Source organism: Pseudonocardia abyssalis (genome assembly GCF_019263705.2).
GTDB lineage: Bacteria > Actinomycetota > Actinomycetes > Mycobacteriales > Pseudonocardiaceae > Pseudonocardia > Pseudonocardia abyssalis.
Genome location: NZ_JADQDK010000001.1, coordinates 1362096 through 1379268 on the forward strand (window position 1 = coordinate 1362096; position 17173 = coordinate 1379268).

A 17173-nucleotide genomic window follows, 5' to 3' on the forward strand; every position below is an offset into this window, starting at 1 on the left:
TCAGCCGCCCAGCACGGAGGAGGCGGTGACGGCGAGCAGCGCGAGCAGGAACGACCCGGCCAGCAGCTCCGGCACCCGGAACAGCCGCACCTTGGCCAGGAACACCTCGGCGACGGCGAGCGCGGCACCCAGCAGCGCCACCTTGGCGGCGAACGCGACCACACCGACGGCGGTCGCGAGGACGCCGGGCCCGTCGGCGATGCCCCACGGCAGGAAGAGGTTGGCGAACAGTCCCAGGTACACCGACAGCCGCATCGCCGAGCCGAGTTCGACCAGCGCGAGGTCCGGACCGGCGTACTCCAGCACCATCGCCTCGTGCACCATCGTCAGCTCCAGGTGCGTGGACGGGTTGTCCACCGGCAACCGTCCGGTCTCGGCGACGATCACGACGAGCAGGGCGACGGCCGCGAGCAGGCTCGCCGGGGACACCACCCGCTCCGGGTCCCGCAGCGTCGAGGACACGACCGCGGTGAGGTTCGTGGAGCCGACCGGCACGGACAGCGCGAAGATCGCCACGAGCAGCGTGGGCTCGACGAGGGCCAGGATCGTCACCGCCCGGCTCGCGCCCATCCCGCCGAACGCGGTGCCGGTGTCGATCCCGCCGAGGGCGAGCGCGACCGCACCGAGCGCGAGCAGGGCCACGACGGCGAACAGGTCGGCCAGCGGCCCCAGCGCGGACGTCGTCGCGACGAAGGGGGCGACCGCCGTGACCACCAGCGTCGTGGCGACCAGCAGCACGGGCGCGGCGCGGAACACCCCGCTCGTGCCGCGCGGGGTGAGCGGCTCCTTGCGGACGAGCTTGCGCAGGTCGCGCCACGGCTGCAGGACACCCGGGCCCGCACGTCCCTCCAGCCGGGCCCGGACCTGCCGTATCAGGCCCACGAGCAGCGGTGATCCGCCGACGACGAGCAGCACCTGCAGGACCCCGGTCATCGCAGGACCCCGGTCATCGCAGGACCCCGGTCATCGCAGGACCCCGGTCATCGCAGCACCACCAGGGCCACGAGCAGGGCGCACACGGTCCAGAAGCCGTAGCCGAGGTAGCGGTGCACACTCCCGTTCGCCAGCCGGCGTCCCGCGACGCCCCACGCGGCGACGGCCGTGAGCACGGGTGCGTAGAGCCGCCGCTCGATGCGGTCGGGGACCCGCAACCGGTACTCCACGGCCTCGACGAGGTAGCGGGACTCCCGGTGGTGGGTGACGTCGACGTCCTGCTCGGGGCGCAGCACGTTCTCGAAGACCCGCTGCATCGGCTCGGCGAAGGAGGTGGCGGTGTACTCCATGCGCGCGGTCGGCCGGCCGCCTCCGCAGTCCCACAGCCGCGCCCCGCGCCGGGCCCGCCGGGCGGCGAGCAACCGGGGGACGGCGACGACGACGGCGACCGCCCCGAGCAGCGCGACCAGCAGCAGGGCGGGAGACACGGCTCCGTCGACGCCGACCAGTTCGACGGCCACGGTCCCGGTGACCGGTGCGGGCGCCCCCACCAGTGCACCCGCGACCCGGCCCAGGCCCGGCAGCACCAGCGTCGGCGCCACGGCCAGGCCGACGCACGCCACCCCGGCCAGGGCCATCGCGGCGACCATCGTCGGCGGGCTCTCCCGGGCGGCCGCGGCGGCGTCGCTGCGCGGTCGGGCGAGGAACCCCACCCCGAACGCCTTGACGAACGTCGCCACCGCCAGTCCGGCGGTGAGCGCCACGGCGCCGACCGCGAGCGGGAGCACGACGGAGGCGCCGGAGGAGTCGAGGCCGCGGATCAGCGCCTGCAGCAGCACCCATTCGCTGACGAACGCCGTGCCGGGCGGCAGCGCCGACGCCGCCAGCGCGCCGAGCCCGAACGCGAGCGTCGTCGCCGGCATCGTGGGGCGCAGGCCGCCCAGCGTGTCGAGGTCCCGGGTTCCGGTGGCGTGCAGGACGGACCCGGCCGCGAGGAACAGCAGCGTCTTGTACGCGGCGTGCCCGACCACGTGCAGCAGAGCGGCGGTCAACGCCAGCGCGGCGAGTCCCGCGCGGCCGGTGGAGGCGAACAGGCCGGCCGCGCCCACCCCGACGAGCACCAGGCCCATGTTCTCGGTGGTCGAGAAGCCCAGGAGCGCCTTCAGGTCGGTGACGACCACCGCCTGGAGGATCCCGTACACCCCGGAGACGGCACCGAGGACGAGCACCAGCACCCACCACCAGGTGGAGCCGCCGCCCAGCAGGTCGAACCCGACCCGCACGATCCCGTACACGCCCAGTGCCACCATCGCCGCGGACATCAGCGCGGAGACGTGGCTGGGCGCCTCCGGGTGGGCGCGGGGCAGCCAGGCGTGCAGCGGCACGATCCCCGCCTTGGACCCGAACCCGACCAGGCACAGCACGAACACCAGCCCGCCCGACGCGGGCGCCGGGGCGGCCCGGATCGCGGCGAAGGAGTCGCCGGGGGCGGCGAGCAGCAGCAGCCCGGCGAGGATCGCGACGAACCCGAGGTGGGTCGTCACGGCGTACCAGCGGGCGGCGGAGGCCACGGCGGGACGCTGCCGGTGCTCGGCCAGCACCAGCAGCAGCGAGGCGAGCGCCATCAGCTCCCAGCACAGCAGGAACGTGCCGACCCCGCCCGCCGCGGGCACCAGCAGCAGCGACAGCGCGAACAGCGGGAAGGCGGCCTGCACGGCCCGGCCGTCGAGTGCGTGGCGGGTGTACCCGATCCCGTACACCGCCGAGACGGCGACGACCGCACCGCCCACGGCGAGGAACACCCCGCCCAGCGGGTCGACGGCGAGCACCACCCCGGTCAGGGGAAGCAGGTCCGGCAGCTCGGCCGACCACGGTGTCCCCAGCACCGCCGCGACGCCCGCGAGTGCGCCGAGCAGCCCGACCGCGACGGTACCGGCGCCGGCGCACACCGGGCGCGGCCCGCGCGGCACCACCACCGCGGCCAGCACCGTCAGTACGGCGGCGAGGACGGCCCCGGAGAGCCCGGCCCCGACGGGGTTCACCGGCCGGTCACCGTCCGCAGGGCGGCGACGACGGCCTCCGGGCGCGGCGGACAGCCGGGCACGGAGAGGTCCACCGGGACCACGTCGCCGACCGCGCCCACGACCCCGTACGCCCCGGCGAACACGCCGCGGTCGCACGCGCAGTCCCCGACCGCGACGACGACCCGCGGTGCGGGCACGGCGTCCAGGGTGCGGCGCAGCGGGCCGGCCATGTTGCGGGTCACGACGCCGGTCACCAGCAGCGCGTCGGCGTGCCGCGGCGAGGCCACCAGGCGGGCGCCGTAGCGGCCGGCGTCGTACACGGGCCCGAAGGCCGAGGCGATCTCCATCTCGCAGCCGTTGCACGACCCGGCGTCGACGTGGCGGACCTGCACCGACCCGCCGAGCTCCGGCGCGGCGACCGGCCGCGGCGCCGTCGGGGCGTCGGGTGCGTCCTCGGCGGCGCGCCCGGCCCGGCGGATCGCCCGCAGGAGCCTCAGCACGGGTCGTACCGGGGCACCGGTCCGGGCGATCGAGACGTCGGGTGGGTGATCACCGGACCAGGGTCGTCACCGGTCGCGGCCCGGACCAGGACCGAAGGTCCCGACCCGTCCGCCATCGGACCCCCCGGGGACCGACGGGACTTCCGGCCCGCCCGCCGGGGACCTGTGACGCTCCCGCACGGGTGCGGTGGTGCGAGAGCGTCGTCCCCGGAGGTGACGTCATGACCGCACGGACCACGACCCACGACGGCGACTGGCTGGTGGTGCCCTTGCCACCGTTGGAACGGGGTTGGCGCTGGGCGCGGATCGTCGAGCAGCTCGCGGGCCCCGGACCCGCCCGGTTCCGGGTGCGTTGGGTGGGCAACGACCGCGACTCGGTGGTGGTGCCGTCCGACGGGTACCGGATCGAGAGCGCCGCCGACTGGCCGCAGCCGCCGTCGAGCGCGATCGGCCTGTGGCCGCACCCCGCCGACACCCCGGAGCCGGATCGGGCGCCGTGACGGGCCTCCCGGCAGGACCCGCAGGACCGATGGAGGAGGACGGGATGGACGCGCTCGTGGTGGTGGAGTCGATGTTCGGCGACACCCGGCGGATCGCCGATGCGGTGGCGCTCGGGCTGGGGGAGCGGGTGCACGCGCGGGTGCTGCAGGTGGGTGATCCGGACGCGGTGCGGGCGGCGGGCGGGGCGGACCTGCTCGTCGTCGGCGGCCCGACCCACGCGTTCGGCCTGTCCCGCCCGGCGACGCGACGCGCGGCGGCCGAGCAGGGCGCACCCGGCGCGACCGAGGTGGGGTTGCGGGAGTGGCTCGCGGCCCTCCCGCCCGCCTCGGCCGGTCGCACCGCCGCGGCGTTCGACACCCGGGCCGACCGTCCGCGGCTGCCCGGGTCGGCGGCCTCGGCCGCGGCCCGCCGGCTGCGCCGGGCCGGGTACGCGGTGGTGGCCCGGCCGGAGTCGTTCCGGGTGACCGCCACGCCCGGCCCGCTCGTGGCCGGCGAGGAGGAGCGCGCCCGCGTGTGGGGCGTGAACCTGGTGGCCCGGCTGGTCCTGCGGGCGGGCGACCGCGGCTGAGGACCGCCCTCGCCGCCCGGTGCGACCCCGGTGGCGCGGTCGGCCTCGGCGCTTCCGGTGTGGCACCGCAGCGCGACCAGGTCGCTGCTGGTGTCGAGGGCCAGGTCGGGGTACCGCGCCGTGTTCGAGGTGGTGCAGGGCGAGCTCGGCGTGCTGTTCGGCGTCGGTGGCGGCTGCTTCGTCGCCCTGGTCGTGGCGTAGGCGGGCGACCTTGGTGCGGACGACGGCGCGGTAGGCGATGTAGTGGTGGCGCAGGGCGGTGGGGGCGGGTCGGCGAACAGGATGCGCCCGGCGACGGCGGCCGGCACGACCGCGGCGACGAGCAGGGTCGGGAGGTAGTGGCCGAGATGGCCCTCCAACCCGTCGAGCCCGCGGGTGGCCGGCGTGGCGAGCTCGCCGGTGGGGGGCAGCTCGGGACGCCGCGGGCCCGGTGCGAGCGCATGCCTCATGAGCCGGGTGCGCAGCTGGCGGATGACGTCGGTGCACGCCCGGGGCGCGGCCACCTCACCGGCCCAGGCGAGGACGGCGCGGGCGGTGACCGTCGCGAGCAGGCCCGGCAGCAGGACGTGGTACACGGTGACGATCGCGGACCGCCACCGTGCGAGGTCGAGGTTCGTCGTTCCTCCGCGAGAGTCGGCACCGGTCCTCCGGCTCACCGGTGACCCTCGTCCGGCGGGGTGTCGCCGCGGGAGGGTCGAAGGGCCCGCCGCGGGAGGCCGCCGGTCCCGCCGTGCTCAGGACCGGTGCGACGGCTCGCCCATGATCAGGTCGGCCACGGCGAGGCGGGGGGTGGCCGAGACCGGCCAGCCGCGCCCGATCCGGAGGACGACCTGCGGGGGCCGGGTCGCGCCGATGAGCCTGCGCAGCTGGTCGCGGGGGCCGGGTACCTCGACGATCTGGGACAGGAACGACGCGGCGAGCCCGTCGGCGGTGGCGGCGAGCAGGAGCCGCTGCAGGGCCCGGCCGGTCTGCACCTCGGCCCGCCGACCGGTGAGGTGGGAGGTCAGGACGGCGATGAGCGGGTCGTGCTCGAAGTCCTTGCCCGGCACGCGGTCGGGTGCGGTGCCCGCGCCGAAGTCGCGCAGGACCCAGCGGTCCTGCGGTGCCGGCCGGGGTCCGCCGGCGCCGGCGGGGACCCCGTCGCGCCGATCGGGCCCGGTCCCGGTCCAGCTCCTGAGCTCGGCGGTGAACGCGGGGTCGGCGAGCTGTTCCCGGTGGGCGAGCAGGGCGAGCCGCTGTATCCCGGCGCGCTGGGCGGGGTCGTCGACGAACTGGAGCCAGGCACCCTCGTCGAGGGCGGCGCGGCGCATGGCGTGGAGCTCCTGCCGGGTGACCGCGGTGCCGGCGAAGGGGTGGCGGTTGGTTCGGCGCAGCGGGACGGCGCGCAGCAGGCGCCGCTCGTCCGGCGTGGCGGGGCGGTCGCCGCCGTGGCGGACCGCGGCGACGAGGTCCGGCCGGGACGGGTCGGGGAACAGCGTCACGATCGGGCGGATGTCGTGGCCTCGCAGGGCCAGGCACAGGGTGAACAGGGCGGCTCCGCAGGCGATGCGCTGCTCCCGGTCGTCGGGATCGACGACCGGGAGGCGTCGTTCGGGGTCGGCGTGCAGCTCGACGACGTCGGGCCGCAGCCGGAACCGCCAGGGCTGCGCGTTGTGCAGGGACGGGGCCCGCCCCGCGGTCGCGAGGACGTGCTCGACCTGCTCACCGGTGAGCCCGAGTGTCGAGGCGAGGTCGGTCATGGTCGTTGCACCCCCGGGTGGGATCCGTTGCGGCCCGCTGCGGCGTCCGACGGGGCCGGCCGGTCGTCGAGGAGACGACGGTGCAGCTCGGTGGTGAGGACGTGGATCGCGCGGGTGATGTCGGTGTTGGTCTTGAGCTCGATCTCCTGCTCGACGAAGTCGTGCGCGGCCTTGGCCTGCGCGAACGCGGCCTGCCGGTTCTGGCCGATCATGACGAACGTCGAGAGGAAGATCGCCTCGAGCGACACGACCAGCGTCAGGGTCGGCCACGGGCTCCCCTCGACCATCAGCATCCAGACCGCGAACGTCACCGCGTGCAGGTAGACGAAGGGCATCGACCCGGCGAACGCCGTGATGCCGTCGGCCATCCGCAGTTGCAGGTGGGCCGCGCGGTGCGCCCGCTGGGCGGCCACCACGGGATGCGTACCCCGCCCCGACCGCGGCGTGGTCATCGTCGCCAACGGGGCATCGTCCGACCTCCGCTCACGGGTCGCACGGTGCGCCCCGCGCAGTCCACGATCATCGCCGCGGCGATCCCGCCGTCAGGGTCGGAAGTCCCGACCCCGTCCGCGAACGGACACGATCCCGGGACCGCCCGGAGTGGTGGTGGACGGGTCGCCCGCGGCGTTGGGCGAGCCCGCCGAGCGGGGGCGGCCGTCGTGGGGTGCGTCCTGAGCGGTCCGACCGGCCCGTCCCCGAGGAGCGACCCGGATGAGCACGACACCCCCGACCCCGCGTCGAGGGGCGGGCCGCGCGGGGACCGACGGTGACCGCATGGCCGGTGCTGGTCGCGCTCGCCTGTCGATGGAGCTGGGTCCGCCCGCCGGGCTCCTCGGCCGGAGCCGCGGGCTGCACGCGCTGACGCGGGTGCGGGCGACGTACCCTGCACCCCGGCCGGGGACGTGCGCAGAGTGGGTGGGCGACCGGGACGCACCGACCGGGACGCACCGACCGGGAGGCCCCGATGGCACACGACGAGCAGGACGCGCAGCTCCCTCCGACGGCGTCGCACCTGCTGTCCGGGTTGCGCCTGGACGAGCTGCTGCGGGAGGTGCAGGACCGGCTCTCCGAGATGGCCACGACCCGCGACCGCATGCAGGGACTGCTCGACGCCGTGGTGGCCGTCGGCGAGGGACTGGAGCTCGACGCCACCCTGCGCCGGATCGTGGCGTCGGCCGCCGACCTGGTCGACGCCCGGTACGGGGCGCTCGGGGTCCTCGGTGCGGGCGGGGGGCTGTCCCGGTTCCTGCACGTCGGGCTGGACGCGCAGACCCGCGAGACGATGGGGCCGCTGCCGGAGGGCAAGGGACTTCTCGGGCAGCTGATCATCGACCCGCGCCCGCTGCGGCTCGCCGACCTCGGCGCCCACGACGCGTCGGTCGGGTTCCCCGCGAACCACCCGCCGATGCGATCGTTCCTGGGCGTACCCGTCCGGGTGCGGGACGCGGTGTACGGCAACCTGTACCTCACCGAGAAGGTCGGCGGGGGCGAGTTCACCGCCGCTGACGAGGCGGTGGTGCGGGCGCTGGCCGCCGCCGCAGGCATCGCCGTGCAGAACGCCGACCTGTTCGAGCAGACCCGGCTGCGCCAGCAGTGGCTGGAGGCCTCGGCGGAGATCCGCAGCGAGCTGCTGTCCGGGGCCACGGAGCAGGACGCCCTGCGGCTGATCGCCCAGCGGACCCTCGAGCTCACCGGTTCGGACGCCACGTTGATCCTGCTCGGTCCCGATCCGGACAGCGGTGACTTCACCATCCGCGGCTGGTGCGGCCCCGACGAACCCGATCCCGTGGGCCGCCGCATCGGCGGCGACGACCCGCTGCTGCACGAGGTGCTCGTGAGCCGGGCGCCGGTGCTCGCGGTCTCCCCGGGGGCCCTGCTGGACGGGCCCGGTGCGGATCCGGCGGGGTACGGCCCGACCATGGCCGTGCCGCTGCGGTCCCAGGAGTCGGTCACGGGTGTGCTGGTCGTGCTGCGCCGCGACGGCGGGCCCGGGTTCCTCCCGGGGGAGGTCCCCCTGCTCACCTCGTTCGCCGAGCAGGCCACTCTGGCGATGGAGCTGGGGGACCGGAACCGGGCGCTACGCCAGCTCGACGTCTTCGCCGACCGGGACCGGATCGCCCGCGACCTGCACGACCACGTCATCCAGCGGCTGTTCGCCGCGGGCATGCAGCTGCAGGGGACGCTGCGTCGCAGCACCGATCCCGACCTGCGGAACCGCCTGACGCACGTCGTGGACGAGCTGGACACGACGGTCCGGGAGATCCGGACCGCGATCTTCGACCTGCACACCGACGGGGACGGCCCGGCGGGCGGTGTGAGCAGGCGGCTCCTCGACGCCGCGGCCGAGGCGGCGGCCGGCTCCGGGATCACGCCGTCGCTGCGCATCTCCGGACCGGTGGACACACTGGTCCCCGCCGAGCTCGGGGTGCACGCGGAGGCCGCCGTGCGGGAGGCGGTGAGCAACGTGGTCCGGCACGCCGGTGCGTCCGCGGTGACCGTCACCGTCGAGGCGGGGGAGGAGCTGCGCATCGACGTCGTGGACGACGGCGTGGGCATCGACCCCGCCACTGCCCGCAGCGGGCTGCGCAACCTCGAGCAGCGGGCCCGGGAGCGCGGCGGATCGTGCACAGCGTCCCCCGCCCCCGGTCGGGGGACGCGGTTGAGCTGGCGGGTGCCCCTGTAGGACGCCGGTCAGGTCCGGAGCAGGACCGACTCGAGCGTGCGGCGCGGGGTGGCCGACCCGGATGACCAGCGTCGCCGTGCAGCTCGACGCGCCCGTGGGCGAGCCGCGACCGCCACGGTTGCGTGGTGTGGACCGACGGCGCCCGCAGGGCCCGCTCGGGTCTCGGACGGCCGGGTTCGGGACCTTCGGCCGGTGCCGTCGCGCCGCGGCGGGTGCGACGGTGGGGCTCCGAGCGAGTCCCCCCGAGCACCGAGGTGAAAGACCGATGGACACATCACGCAGCAGCACCGCACTCTCCGAGCGGACCGTGCTGGACCGCCTCGTGCAGTCCGGCATCACGCAGGACCGGGCGATCGAGCACATCCGGGGCGGCTGGGTCCTCGTCGACGGGGCGAAGGTGCTGGACCCGGGGGCGGCGGCGGAGCCGCCCGCGACGGTCGAGCTCCGTTCCATCCACCGCAGCTGAACCGGTCCCGGCGTCGGAGGCGGCCGCGGGTGCGGTCAGGACGAGCCGCCGAGGACGTCGCCCCTCCGGCGCCGACGTCAGCCGATGGGCACGCTCCAGGACAGCTCCGTCCCGCGTTGCTCGCCCCGGGTGACGTGCAGGGTCCCGCCGTGGCGCCGGGCGCGGGCTGCGAGGTTGGCCAGTCCGCTGCGCCGGCCGGTGGCGGGGATGCCGGTTCCGTCGTCGACGACGCGGAGGGTGAGTTCGTCGTGGACGCTGAGGTCGACGGCGGCGGAGTGGGCGTTCGCGTGCCGGGCGATGTTGGTCAGTGCTTCGCGGAGGACGGCGACGAGGTCGTCGGCGACGTCGTCGGGCACGCTGCTCTGCAGGGGTCCGCTGAACCGGGTCTCGGGGTGGAAGCCGAGCGCCGGTGCGACGTCGGCCAGCACGTCGAGGACCCGCCCGCGCAAACCGGACGCGACGGTTCCGGTGGTGCGGTGCAACTGGAAGATGGTGGTGCGGATCTGGCTGATGGTCTGGTCGAGGTTGGTGATGCTCTCCCCGATCCGGTCGGCGGCGGTGCCGGCGCCGAGGCCCTTGGCGACGCTCTGCAGCGACAGGCCTGCGGCGAAGAGGCGTTGGATGACGTGGTCGTGGAGGTCGGCGGCGATGCGGTCGCGGTCGTCGGCGACGGCGAGTCGTTGCTGTTCGGCGCGGGCGTCCTTGAGCTCGAGGGCGAGGGAGGCCTGGTTGGCGAACGCGGTCACCATGTCGAGGTCGTCGTCGGTGAACGCGGGCCGGTTCCGCAGGCGGGCGGCCACCAGCACGCCCTTGACCTGGCGGCTCCCCACCAGGGGCACGACGAGCACCGGGTCCAGGCGCAGCTGGGCCGACACCGCCGAGCCCAGGCCGGGGACGTGCAGCGGCCAGGACTCGCGTACGGGACGCCCGGTCCGGAGCACCCGCCCGCACAGCGACCCCTCCACCTGCACGTCGAGCCCGATCACCGTGTCGGCCCCGGTCCCTACGGCGACCTCGACGCGCAGGTCGGGCCCGTCCTCGGCGGGCAGGACGATGGCCACGAGATCCGCCCCGGCGACGTCGTGGGCGAGGTCGACGACGAGCTGCAGCGGGTCGCCCGGTTCGGTGGAGAGCAGCCGCCGGGTGATGGTCGCCGAGGCGCCCAGCCACTCGTGGCGGACGCGGGCGGCGTCGTAGAGGCGGGCGTTCGCGATCGCGACACCGGCGGTGGCGGCGAGCGCCGTGACCAGGTCCTCGTCCTCGCTGCTGAACCCCCCGCTGTTGCTCTCGCAGAGGTAGAGGTTGCCGAACACCTCCCCGCGGACCCGGATGGGGACGCCGAGGAAGCCGTCCATCGGCGGGTGGTGCTCGGGGAAGCCGGACGAGCGCGGGTCGTCGGCGATCCGCTCCACCCGGATCGGGACCGGGTCCTCCACCAGCGCCCCGAGCAGGCCCCTGCCCTGCGGCAGGTCACCGATGGCCCGGACGGTCTCGGGCGACATACCGGAGTGGACGAACTGGGCGAGCCCTCCGGTGTGCGCGTTGACGCCGAGCGCGGCGTAGCGGGCGCCGCCGAGCTCGCGTGCGGCCTCGACGATGTGGCGCAGCAGGGCGGGCAGGGCGAGGTCGCCGGTGATCATCTGGTTGGCGCGGAGCAGCCCGCGCAGGCGGCTCTGGGTGGCGATGACCTCGTGGGCGCGGTCGACCAGTTGGCCGAGGAGCTGGTCGAGCTCCAGGCGCGGGAGGTCGGGGAAGGTCAGCGGAGGGTCGTGCGCGTCATCCACGACGGGCCGGACCGGACGGTCGGACGGGTTCCACGGCACGCAGCCCTCCGGCCGGACCCGGTACCGCGGTCCGGCGCACTGGTCGTCTGCCTGGGGCCGGGGCAGCTCCGCGCCACTCTACGGGCACCGCGTCGCACCTGCCGCCGATCCGGTCGGTGCGGCACCCGCGATCGCATCCTGGACCGCAGGCGGCTCGCGCGGATCCTGTGAGCAGCGCCGTCATGGCGGCCGGCACGCTCGCGGTGCTGCTGTGGGCGCCGGGCCCGTCGGCCAGGCTGGGGGTGGCGAGCGTGGCCGGCACGATGGCGTTCACGACGTTCGTGTTCTTCCAGGTGGTCAACCTGCTCAACGTGCGCCACGAGACCCGTGGCACCGTCAGCCGCGAGACGCTGCGCAACACCTCGGCCTTCGTCGCCAGCGGGTCGGTCGTCGCGCTGCTCGTGTTGGTCGTGCAGGTCGACGGACTGCACGGCCGCTCGGCGGTGCTGTGGGTCGGCGAGCTGGTGAAGGTGGTCCTGCGGTGCCGGTAGGAGTGACCTGACGGCGCGGTTCACGGCCCGGGGGACGTGGCCGGGGGTCCCCGGTCGCGGCGATGGGGATGGTCCTGGTGTGGTGGTTCGTCGGACTCGGCGTGTACGCACTCGGACGGCGGCTGGACGGATCGGGAGCAGACGACGGCCCTGGCCCGCACGGCCGGACTCCTGATCGGGGGTTCGGCGAGGGGCGACCACCCGACCGGCCTCGACGCGGCCGATCACCTCGGTCATGCCCGCGGCTGTCCGTCCGTCCGGTCCTCGTGGCGATTCGACCGATCCACGGTCAGGTCCCGCCGGAGTGCGCGCTCGATCAGCACCGGCAGGTAGGCGATCACCGCCGGGGACCCGAACTCGGCCCGAGCCCGGCGCACCTGCTCGCGCACCGACTCGGCCGTCGGCCCGCCGTCGACGGCGAACTGGCGGCAGAGCCGGTCACCCACCTCGAGCAGCTGCCGGGCCACCACGTCGGCGGGGGACGGGTCCGGGTCGCGCACTGCTCGCACGTTCGTGCCTTCCTGCAGCCGGTCCCGGGTGTCCGGCCCCGTCGATCGCCCACCGCCCGGTGTCGGTGTGTCCGCCGTCGGTCCCCCAGCGGTCGACCCGGTCACGATCGGCACCGTCCTGGACCGGCACGGTCACCTCGTCCTGGCCACGGTCAGCAGAACCGCGGAGTCCTCGAGCGCCTCGAGGGCGTGCCGGGCGCACGGCACGACGAGCAGGTCGCCGGGTGAGCCCTCCCAGCCGAGCTCCCCGGCCGTGAGCCGGACCCGACCGTGCAGCACGTGCACGGTCGCCTCTCCGGGGTTCGCGTGCTCGTCGAGCGTCCGGCCGGACACCAGCGCGATCACGGTCTGGTGCAGTACGTGCTCGTGGCCTCCGTAGACGGTCGCCGCGCTGCGCCCGCCCGGTGCCGTCGCAGCGATCTCCAGCTGCCGGCGCGCGAGTGCGGTGAGCGATGACTTCTCCATGGTGGGCCTCTCGTGGTCACGGGTCGGCGGTGCGAAGCGGAGGGGGCGCCTCCCTGCTCCGCAGCGCGATCGTCGCCCCGGACCGGCCCGCGGCATCAGAGGACAACGTCACCGGTCCTCGGCCGACGTACCCGAGCCCGCGATCGGTGGGTTCGGCCGCTCCGACCACGCCGAGGGGTCTCGGCAACCCCGGACCCGGTGTGCCCGGTGAGCGATGGCGGCCCGGGAGACCGGACGGTGGTCGGTGTAACCCGTGCGCCTCCGGTGGCGTCCGTGTCCATGAGGGGCCACCCCGGCCGCCGCGAACACCCCCGGAGGATCCGATGTCCGAGTGCTACGACCCCGCCCCGATCGACACCACCACCCCCGCCCAGCCCGACATCGAGGACGGCACCTTCGGCTACGTCGACCTCGACGGCGACGGCTACACCGAGACCACCCAGCTCGACACCAACGGCGACGGCACCCTCGACACCGTCCTGGTCGACGTCGACGGCGACTTCTACGACGACCTCGCCGCGTTCGACAACACCCCCGGCGACGGCACCTTCACCGCCGACGTCATCGCCCTCGGCTTCGACGCCGACGGCCTCGCCGACGTCGTCCTCGACGACACCGACCTCGACGGGGTCTTCGAGACCACCACCCCCGGCGCCGACGAGCCGCTGCCGTACGCGAACCCGTACGAGACCTCCGCGGGCGTCGCCCCGCTGGACGAGGTGTTCGCGCAGCAGTCCTGACCGTGCCGGCGCATCGGCCGGAGACCGCCGAGCAGGAGACGCGCCGACCCACGGCCCAGGGCGCCGACCCACGGCCCGGGCGGTGGTCGCGAGCCGCAAACGGGACAACTGGGTCGCGGTCGCCGACGAGATCCGGCGGCGGCACGGGGTCGAGGCGCTGCCGGTGGCGTTCAACGTGAGCGACCGGGCGGCAGGGCTGCACGTGCTGACCGAGATCGTGGGGGCGGCGCAGTACTTCGCCACGCGGGCCGTTCGCCGGTGAGCGTGTCGGACGGATCAGTGACGGTTCCGGGGGCCGGCGTCGTCGTCCGGGCCGGGGGAGCGGTGGACACTGGCCACATGGCTGCGGTGGCGCGGGTGCTGATCGTGGAGGACGACCGCACGCTCGCGGGCCTGCTCGAGCAGCTGCTGACGGCGCAGGGCCTCGCCGTCGAGCTGGCCCACGACGGGCAGGCCGGGCTGCACGCCGCGCTGACCCGCCGCTTCGACGTGCTGGTGATCGACCGCGGGCTGCCCGGGATCGAGGGCGTCGACCTGGTGGCCCGGCTGCGCTCGCGCGGCGTGGCCGTCCCGGTGTTGGTCCTCACCGCGCGCGGGACGCTGCGTGACCGCGTCGAGGGTCTGGACGCGGGGGCGGAGGACTACCTGGTCAAGCCGTTCGAGGTGCCCGAGCTGCTCGCCCGTGTCCGGGCCCTGCTGCGCCGCCACGCCGACCGGGCCGACTCGTTGCCCCTCGGGCGCCGCCGGCTCGACGTCGCCGCCCGCCGCGTGCTCGACGACGACGGACCCGCGGACGACGTCGAGCTGACCGCGCGGGAGTGCGCCCTGCTCGAGGTCCTCGCCGCCCGACCCGGACGGGTCTTCACCCGCGACGAGCTGCTGGACCGGGTGTTCGACGCCGAGACCCCCGGCGCGGTCGACACCTACGTCAGCTATCTGCGGCGCAAGCTCGGTCGCGAGGCGATCAGCACGGTGCACGGCCTCGGCTACCGGCTGGGTTCGACGTGAACCGCGGCGACCGGGTCGTGCTGCGCCGAGCGTGGTGGCGCAGCGTCGTGCAGATCGCCGTCGGCACGACGGCGGTGCTGCTGCTGACCGGCGGGGTCGCGCTGCTGCTGGTCAACGAGCACCAGTCCGAGACCCTCGACGCCGAGCTCACCGCGGTCCTGGCCGTCGCGGACGACGTGGACGACCCACCACCGGGGTCCTACCTCGCCCACGCCGGGGCCGACGGGCGCACCGAGGTGACCCCGGCGGCCCCGCCCGGCGTCGCCGCCGCGCTCACCGCCGCGGCGAACGGCACCGTCGACGACCGCCACGACGTCGACACCCCGGAGGGCACCTACCGGCTGGAGATCAGCGACCGCGAGACCGGCCGGTGGGTGATCGCGAACGACCTCGCCGCGCTGCGCACCGACCAGCGCCGGGTCCTGGAGGCCGTCCTGCTCGCCGAGGCCACCGGTCTCGCCGCCGCGCTCGCCGCGGCGGCGCTGCTGTCGCGGCGGTCCGTGCAGCCCCTGGCCGAGGCGCTGGAGCTGCAGCGCCGGTTCGTCGCCGACGCCTCCCACGAGCTGCGCGCCCCGCTGACCGTGCTCTTCACCCGCGCCCAGATGCTCGCCGCCCATCCCGCGGCGTCGGTCGACCCCGACCTGGCCGAGGGCCTGCACGGCCTCGTCACCGACACCCGGGCGCTGGGCGAGGTCGTCGAGGACCTCCTCGTCTCCGCCGAGCTCGACCGGCAGCCCGAGCGCGACCACGTCGTCGACCTGGACGATCTCGCCGCAGGCGTCGTCGCGAGCACCTGCGCCCACGCCGCGGCCCGCGGGGTCAGCGTCACCCACGACCCCGATCCCGCCGGCCCGCACCCGGTGAACGGTCACGCCGTCGCCCTGCGTCGAGCGATCCTCGCCCTCGTCGACAACGCGATCGGCCACACCCCGGAGGGCGGCCACGTCCGGATCACCGTCACCGGGAGCGCCGGCTCCGTCGCGCTGACCGTCGCCGACGACGGCATCGGGATCGACCCCGGGCGCGCCGAGGAGCTGTTCGCCCGCTCCCGGCACGACGACCACGGCACGACGCGCCGGTTCGGGCTCGGCCTCGCACTCGTGCGCGAGACCGCCCGGAACCACCACGGCACCGTCACCGCGGACGGCGCGCCCGGGCGAGGGGCCCGGTTCACCCTGAGCCTGCCCCGGCCGTGAGCCGGCAGCCCTGCTCGAGCGCGGGGTCGAGCCGACCCGTGCCCACGGTCTCCGTGGGCGGGGCTCACCGGTGGTCGGTCCGACGCAGTTCGGTGGCGTACACCGCGGCCTCGGTGCGGCGGGCGAAGCCGAGCTTGTGGAGCAGCGAGGACACGTAGTTCTTGACGGTCTTCTCCGCGAGATACATGTCGGCGCCGATCTGACGGTTGGTGAGCCCGTCGGCGATGAGGGCGAGGATGCGGCGTTCCTGCGGGCTCAGCGAGGTGTACCGCGGGTCGGCGGGTTCGTCGCCGCGACGCAGCCGTTCCAGCACGACCGCGGTGGCCTTGGGGTCGAGCAGGGACCCGCCGCCGGCGACGGTGCGGACCGCTCCGACGAGGTCGATCCCGGCGACCTGCTTGAGGAGGTAACCGGCGGCACCGGCGACGATCGCGCCGAAGAGAGCCTCGTCGTCGAGATAGGAGGTGAGCATGAGGCATGCGGGGGGTGGGTCGATCGAGGAGCGCAGGTCGCGGCAGACGGAGACGCCCTCGCCGTCGGGTAGGCGGACGTCGAGGATCGCGACGTCGGGGCGCAGGGCGGGGATGCGGGCCAGGGCCTGTGACGCGGTGCCGGCCTCGCCGATCACGGTGATGTCGTCCTCGGACTCGAGCAGGGCCGCGATGCCACGGCGGACTATCTCGTGGTCGTCGAGGAGGAACACGGAGATCATGGCAGGTCTCCTCCGTCGGTGAGTCCTGACCTTATCCCTGCCCCGGGGCGTGGCGCTGCGACGCACGGCCCGTATCGGGGGGCCGAAGGACCCCTGTTCTGGTCGGGCAGCAGCAGGGCCGACGCCGTGACGGGCCCCGCCGGCGATCTCCTGCTGCTGCCACGGGCCGCGCCGGGCCGGCCGTTCGGCTCAGGACGGGCCGCCGAGGATGTTGACCATCCAGTCGACGCCGAACCGGTCGGTGCACATCCCGAAGGTGTCGCCCCACGGCGCCTTCTCCAGGGGCACGGTGACGCTGCCGCCGTCGGTGAGACCGTCCCAGTAGCCGCGCAGGGTCGGTTCGTCGTCGCCGCTGAGGGAGACGGTGCCGTTGGCGCTCACGTCCATGGCGGCGGGGACGTCGGCGGCCATCAGGGTCAGCCCGGAGCCGGTGACGATCTGCGAGTGCATGACCTTGTGCTGCTCGGCCTCGTCGAGGCCCATGCCCCCGGTCTCGGCGAAGGTGCTGACGGTGAGCTCCCCGCCGAACACCGAGGCGTAGTAGGTCATCACCTCGCGCGTGCCGTCGCGGAAGTTCAGGTAGGGGTTGAGCGAGACGCCCATGGATACCTCCGGTGCTGCCGGGACCGGCTGCGGCGCGAGCCGGGTCGCGATGCTAGACCCGGTCGGGCCGGGCGTGCACCCGTGGTGCGACGGACCGCCCGGCCCGGGGTCGAAGGTCCCTGCGCGGCGGGGTCCCGCGCCGCTGTCGCGGCGGACGCCCCGCGGGCACAGTCCGCTGCACCGGCCCGGCACCGATCGCCACCGGGACACGA

Annotated in this window: 19 protein-coding genes; 9 read left to right on the forward strand and 10 right to left on the reverse strand. The window is 75.2% G+C overall.

Annotation, left to right across the window (positions count from 1 at the left end; all coding sequences use genetic code 11):
* The 3 genes from I4I81_RS06535 to I4I81_RS06545 are packed head-to-tail and all read right to left on the reverse strand — an operon-like array spanning window position 1 to window position 3457.
* A complete protein-coding gene (locus I4I81_RS06535) occupies window positions 1–933 on the reverse strand; it encodes a respiratory chain complex I subunit 1 family protein (protein WP_218604943.1) in 933 nt (310 codons plus the stop codon).
* Window positions 934–980: 47 nt separating this feature from the next.
* Window positions 981–2975, reverse strand: a complete 1995-nt coding sequence (locus I4I81_RS06540) for a proton-conducting transporter transmembrane domain-containing protein (RefSeq protein WP_218604944.1) — start codon at window positions 2973–2975, stop codon at window positions 981–983.
* Window positions 2972–3457, reverse strand: a complete 486-nt coding sequence (locus I4I81_RS06545; RefSeq protein WP_218604945.1) for an NADH-quinone oxidoreductase subunit B family protein — start codon at window positions 3455–3457, stop codon at window positions 2972–2974. Before I4I81_RS06545 ends, I4I81_RS06540 begins: the two co-directional genes overlap by 4 nt.
* Window positions 3458–3678: 221 nt before the next feature.
* Here I4I81_RS06545 and I4I81_RS06550 point away from each other — a divergent pair, with 221 nt between their 5' ends.
* Together I4I81_RS06550 and I4I81_RS06555 are read left to right on the forward strand one after the other, a co-directional pair.
* Window positions 3679–3957, forward strand: a complete 279-nt coding sequence (locus I4I81_RS06550; protein ID WP_218604946.1) for a DUF1918 domain-containing protein — start codon at window positions 3679–3681, stop codon at window positions 3955–3957.
* Between the two features lie 44 nt (window positions 3958–4001).
* A complete protein-coding gene (locus tag I4I81_RS06555; protein ID WP_218615885.1) occupies window positions 4002–4526 on the forward strand; it encodes a flavodoxin family protein in 525 nt (174 codons plus the stop codon).
* Window positions 4527–5260: 734 nt separating this feature from the next.
* Here I4I81_RS06555 and I4I81_RS06560 read toward each other — a convergent pair.
* Both I4I81_RS06560 and I4I81_RS06565 read right to left on the reverse strand, forming a co-directional pair.
* Window positions 5261–6265 (reverse strand): Acg family FMN-binding oxidoreductase, encoded by a 1005-nt coding sequence (locus tag I4I81_RS06560; RefSeq protein WP_218604725.1) that lies wholly within the window; start codon window positions 6263–6265, stop codon window positions 5261–5263.
* Window positions 6262–6678 carry a DUF1003 domain-containing protein gene (locus I4I81_RS06565; RefSeq protein ID WP_226363790.1) on the reverse strand — a complete coding sequence of 139 codons (417 nt, stop codon included), beginning with the start codon at window positions 6676–6678 and terminating at the stop codon, window positions 6262–6264. Before I4I81_RS06565 ends, I4I81_RS06560 begins: the two co-directional genes overlap by 4 nt.
* A 551-nt stretch (window positions 6679–7229) precedes the next feature.
* Between I4I81_RS06565 and I4I81_RS06570 the strand changes: the two genes are divergently transcribed.
* Window positions 7230–8948, forward strand: a complete 1719-nt coding sequence (locus I4I81_RS06570; RefSeq protein WP_218604723.1) for a GAF domain-containing sensor histidine kinase — start codon at window positions 7230–7232, stop codon at window positions 8946–8948.
* 265 nt (window positions 8949–9213) lie between these two features.
* On the forward strand, window positions 9214–9414 hold the full coding sequence (locus tag I4I81_RS06575) for a hypothetical protein (protein WP_218604722.1): 201 nt from the start codon (window positions 9214–9216) through the stop codon (window positions 9412–9414).
* A 77-nt stretch (window positions 9415–9491) separates the two neighbouring features.
* Here the strand turns inward: I4I81_RS06575 and I4I81_RS06580 are convergent, their stop codons facing one another.
* Window positions 9492–11198: a sensor histidine kinase gene (locus tag I4I81_RS06580; RefSeq protein WP_218604721.1), complete on the reverse strand. Its 1707-nt coding sequence runs from the start codon at window positions 11196–11198 to the stop codon at window positions 9492–9494.
* Between the two features lie 221 nt (window positions 11199–11419).
* Between I4I81_RS06580 and I4I81_RS06585 the strand changes: the two genes are divergently transcribed.
* Window positions 11420–11728: a cation transporting ATPase C-terminal domain-containing protein gene (locus tag I4I81_RS06585; RefSeq protein WP_218604720.1), complete on the forward strand. Its 309-nt coding sequence runs from the start codon at window positions 11420–11422 to the stop codon at window positions 11726–11728.
* A gap of 233 nt (window positions 11729–11961) precedes the next feature.
* Here I4I81_RS06585 and I4I81_RS06590 read toward each other — a convergent pair whose 3' ends face one another.
* Together I4I81_RS06590 and I4I81_RS06595 are read right to left on the reverse strand one after the other, a co-directional pair.
* Window positions 11962–12237, reverse strand: a complete 276-nt coding sequence (locus I4I81_RS06590) for a three-helix bundle dimerization domain-containing protein (protein WP_218615886.1) — start codon at window positions 12235–12237, stop codon at window positions 11962–11964.
* A 132-nt stretch (window positions 12238–12369) separates the two neighbouring features.
* Complete coding sequence (locus tag I4I81_RS06595) at window positions 12370–12702, reverse strand: cupin domain-containing protein (protein WP_218604718.1); 333 nt, start codon at window positions 12700–12702, stop codon at window positions 12370–12372.
* A 323-nt stretch (window positions 12703–13025) separates the two neighbouring features.
* On the opposite strand from I4I81_RS06595, the gene I4I81_RS06600 reads away from it, so the two are divergent.
* The 4 genes from I4I81_RS06600 (at window position 13026) to I4I81_RS06615 (ending at window position 15646) form a co-directional block, all read left to right on the forward strand.
* A complete protein-coding gene (locus tag I4I81_RS06600) occupies window positions 13026–13442 on the forward strand; it encodes a hypothetical protein (protein ID WP_218615887.1) in 417 nt (138 codons plus the stop codon).
* Window positions 13443–13524: 82 nt separating this feature from the next.
* Entirely contained in the window at window positions 13525–13704 is a 180-nt protein-coding gene (locus I4I81_RS06605) for a hypothetical protein (protein ID WP_218605368.1), read from the forward strand.
* Between the two features lie 77 nt (window positions 13705–13781).
* Window positions 13782–14450, forward strand: coding sequence for a response regulator transcription factor (locus I4I81_RS06610; protein WP_225924504.1), 669 nt, complete (start codon window positions 13782–13784; stop codon window positions 14448–14450).
* Window positions 14447–15646 (forward strand): sensor histidine kinase, encoded by a 1200-nt coding sequence (locus tag I4I81_RS06615; protein ID WP_218605369.1) that lies wholly within the window; start codon window positions 14447–14449, stop codon window positions 15644–15646. Before I4I81_RS06610 ends, I4I81_RS06615 begins: the two co-directional genes overlap by 4 nt.
* 64 nt (window positions 15647–15710) lie before the next feature.
* Here I4I81_RS06615 and I4I81_RS06620 read toward each other — a convergent pair whose 3' ends face one another.
* Together I4I81_RS06620 and I4I81_RS06625 are read right to left on the reverse strand one after the other, a co-directional pair.
* Window positions 15711–16358, reverse strand: a complete 648-nt coding sequence (locus I4I81_RS06620) for a response regulator (RefSeq protein ID WP_218605370.1) — start codon at window positions 16356–16358, stop codon at window positions 15711–15713.
* Window positions 16359–16547: 189 nt separating this feature from the next.
* Entirely contained in the window at window positions 16548–16961 is a 414-nt protein-coding gene (locus tag I4I81_RS06625) for a VOC family protein (RefSeq protein ID WP_218605371.1), read from the reverse strand.
* Between the last annotated feature and the right edge of the window lie 212 nt (window positions 16962–17173).

Coding starts and splice junctions, on each gene's coding strand:
- I4I81_RS06535 (WP_218604943.1), bottom strand. CDS start 933: ATGACCGGGGTCCTGCAGGTGCTGCTCGTCGTCGGCGGATCACCGCTG.
- I4I81_RS06550 (WP_218604946.1), top strand. CDS start 3,679: ATGACCGCACGGACCACGACCCACGACGGCGACTGGCTGGTGGTGCCC.
- I4I81_RS06555 (WP_218615885.1), top strand. CDS start 4,002: ATGGACGCGCTCGTGGTGGTGGAGTCGATGTTCGGCGACACCCGGCGG.
- I4I81_RS06560 (WP_218604725.1), bottom strand. CDS start 6,265: ATGACCGACCTCGCCTCGACACTCGGGCTCACCGGTGAGCAGGTCGAG.
- I4I81_RS06570 (WP_218604723.1), top strand. CDS start 7,230: ATGGCACACGACGAGCAGGACGCGCAGCTCCCTCCGACGGCGTCGCAC.
- I4I81_RS06575 (WP_218604722.1), top strand. CDS start 9,214: ATGGACACATCACGCAGCAGCACCGCACTCTCCGAGCGGACCGTGCTG.
- I4I81_RS06585 (WP_218604720.1), top strand. CDS start 11,420: ATGGCGGCCGGCACGCTCGCGGTGCTGCTGTGGGCGCCGGGCCCGTCG.
- I4I81_RS06595 (WP_218604718.1), bottom strand. CDS start 12,702: ATGGAGAAGTCATCGCTCACCGCACTCGCGCGCCGGCAGCTGGAGATC.
- I4I81_RS06600 (WP_218615887.1), top strand. CDS start 13,026: ATGTCCGAGTGCTACGACCCCGCCCCGATCGACACCACCACCCCCGCC.
- I4I81_RS06610 (WP_225924504.1), top strand. CDS start 13,782: ATGGCTGCGGTGGCGCGGGTGCTGATCGTGGAGGACGACCGCACGCTC.
- I4I81_RS06620 (WP_218605370.1), bottom strand. CDS start 16,358: ATGATCTCCGTGTTCCTCCTCGACGACCACGAGATAGTCCGCCGTGGC.
- I4I81_RS06625 (WP_218605371.1), bottom strand. CDS start 16,961: ATGGGCGTCTCGCTCAACCCCTACCTGAACTTCCGCGACGGCACGCGC.